Annotated in this window: 3 protein-coding genes; all 3 read left to right on the top strand. The window is 67.5% G+C overall.

The window, feature by feature from the left end; translation table 11 throughout:
* Positions 1–195: 195 nt before the first annotated feature.
* Positions 196–480 carry a YgaP family membrane protein gene (locus tag AC2VOG_RS09405; RefSeq protein ID WP_230987330.1) on the top strand — a complete coding sequence of 95 codons (285 nt, stop codon included), beginning with the start codon at positions 196–198 and terminating at the stop codon, positions 478–480.
* A 12-nt stretch (positions 481–492) separates the two neighbouring features.
* A complete protein-coding gene (locus AC2VOG_RS09400) occupies positions 493–1,332 on the top strand; it encodes a sulfite exporter TauE/SafE family protein (protein WP_230987329.1) in 840 nt (279 codons plus the stop codon).
* Positions 1,333–1,371: 39 nt separating this feature from the next.
* Positions 1,372–2,677 (top strand): dihydrolipoyl dehydrogenase (locus AC2VOG_RS09395; RefSeq protein WP_486939636.1); only part of this gene is annotated, 1,306 nt, incomplete at its 3' end.

Genomic DNA, 2,677 nt, shown 5'->3' with positions numbered 1-2,677 from the left:
TCGAATGACGGTTTCGGGATTGCCGATTCCCCACAGCGCGGCGGGAACGCCGAACGCGGCGCCGATCAACAACCCCACCCACAGCGGAGCGGTCACTTCCACCATGGTGATCCATTGTGGCCCAGCCGGCGGCGCGCAAACGCCCGGCCCGGCGGCGATGAAAAATGCGGGGCCGGCGCGGGCTAAAATCTTGCGATGACTCAGCACCGAGGTGTCGATCCCGTCGAACAGGGAATGCTCGGGATGCCCAGACCGCAGGGATGGACGATCGAGCGGATCGTGGCGCTCATGGCGGGAAGCCTGATCCTTGTCACCCTGGGTTTGGGGCATACGCGCTCCCCCCGGTGGCGGATCGTGACCGGCCTTGTCGGGATCAGCCTGCTGCTCGACGCGGCCGTGGGGTGGTGCCCGGCGAGTCTGGTGCTGCATCGGCTGGGGGTTCCGACGGCGGGCGAGCGCGCGTCGGGCATCCACGCCTAGAACACGCCGGCGATGATGCTGGGCGCCGCCCGCCTGGCCGCGGCGCTGCCGTTGGGTTTGTTGGTCGGGTTGTCGCTGGGCGCCCTCGGGGGTGGCGGATCGATTCTGGCGGTGCCGGCGCTGGTCTACGGGGCGGGCGAGACGCCGCACACGGCGACGACGACCTCGCTCATCGTGGTCGGGGCATCCGCCCTGGCCGGGATTTTCGGCCACCTGCCGGCGGGGCGGGTGCGTCTCGGGTGGGGCCTGACGTTCGGGCTCGTCGGCATCGGCGGATCGTTTCTGGGCTCGTTGAGCAGTCAAGCGGTACCCGATGATGTGCTGCTGCTGGCCTTCTCCGGCTTGATCCTGGTCGCTGCGTGGCGCATGCATCGCCGCTCCGGTGAGACGCCGTGCCACGCCAAACAACACACGGCCCCGGCGAGCACCCTCGGCCCGGGTCGGGCGCGGCCGTCGCAAACACCCGAGCACACGCGAATCGTCATCCCCACCGCTGTGCGGGTGGTGATCGCCGGAACCGCGGTGGGGTTTCTCACCGGGTTCTTCGGTGTGGGCGGCGGTTTCGTCGTCGTGCCCGCACTGGTGCTCACCCTGGGCTACGAGATGCCGGTCGCCGTCGGCACCTCGCTGCTCGTGATCGCCATGAGCTCGGCCGAAGGGTTGTTCTTTCGCCTGGAGAGCGGCGACGTCGATTGGGCGGTCGCGTTACCTTTCACCGCGGCAGGGATGGTCGGGGTGCTCCTCGGGGACGTGGTCGCCGCCAAGGTGCCGGCTGCACGGCTCACGTTGTGGTTCGTCTGGCTGATGGTGGCGGTCGCTCTCTACACGGCCGGCGAATCGGCGCTGACGTGATGAACGAACGATAACGGATGCTGACGAAGGGAGATTCACATGGATGACATCGAGGTGCTCACAATCGGCGCGGGTGGGGGCGGCTACCCGGCGGCTTTCCGGCTGGCCGCGGCGGGGCGGCGGGTCGTGATGGTCGATCCCAAAGGAGTGATGAGCGGAAATTGCCTGGCCGAGGGCTGCGTGCCGTCCAAAGCCGTGCGCGAAGTCGCCCATCACCTCCTGCAGCACCGGCGCTTTGGGAAAAACGGGTTGCACGGGGAGGTTCTGGTCGACTATGCCGAGGTTGTCGCCCACAAGGACCAGGTGCAAACCCGCCGCTATGCCCAGCACGACGCGGAACTGCGGGCCGCGCCGAATGTCACCCTGGTGACTGGAACCGCGAGCATCGTCGATCCGCACACCGTGGCCGTGGACACCGGCGAGGGTGCGCGCCGGTTCAGTGCACGCAACATCGTCATCGCCAGCGGGTCAGATATTTCCGTTCCGCCCATACCTGGGATCGGGCTCTGCCTCAACAGCCGCGACCTATATGCTCATCACCCGTCCCTTTCGACGCTGCCGGCCTCCATGCTGGTCATCGGCGGCGGTTACGTGGGTTTGGAGACTGCGTCGTTTTTCTCGGCCTTCGGGGTTCAGGTGACCGTGTTCGAACGGGAGGCTCAGCTGTTGCCCGGGATGGATCCCGACATGGTCGGGCTGCTGGCTGGGCTGCTGGACCCGAATATCGACGTCATTCTGCAGGCCGAGGTGCGGCGGGTCGAACGCACACCAGCGGGCGTGCGGGTGGTGTTCTTCGACGGAACCGCTGAGCAGCACAGGACGGCGCAGGTGGCGTTTCAGGCGCTGGGGCGCCACCCGGTGATTCCGGCGGGGTTGCGGGAGATCGGCGTGGCGGTAGGCGCCCATGGCGTGCAGGTCGATCCCACCCTGCAAACCACTCTCCGCCACATCTACGCCTGCGGTGACGTCAACGGGAAAACTCCGCTGTTCCACGCCGCGGTCCGTCAATCCCTGGCCGCCGCGAACAACATCATGGCCGGTGATCACCGTGCCGATGTCGTGGACTTCCTGTCGACTCCTACGACGGTGTTCACCCTTCCGGCCGCCGCCTATGTGGGTCTGACCCGCACATCCGCGGCGGCGCAGGGCGTCTCCATCCAGGAGGGCGCCTATTCGTTCGCCGAGGACAGCCGGGCGCAGATCTTCGGCGAAACCGGCGGCGAGATCCGGCTGTTCTTCCACCCGGATTCGCTGCGACTGCTGGGTGGTTGGGTCGTCGGCATCGATGCGGGCAACCTCATCGGCCAGATCGGGCTCGCTGTGTCTCGTGGCCTGGACGCCGGGG

Source organism: Mycobacterium sp. TH-M11, assembly GCF_057473725.1.
This window is presented reverse-complemented; position numbering and strand designations above follow the sequence as displayed.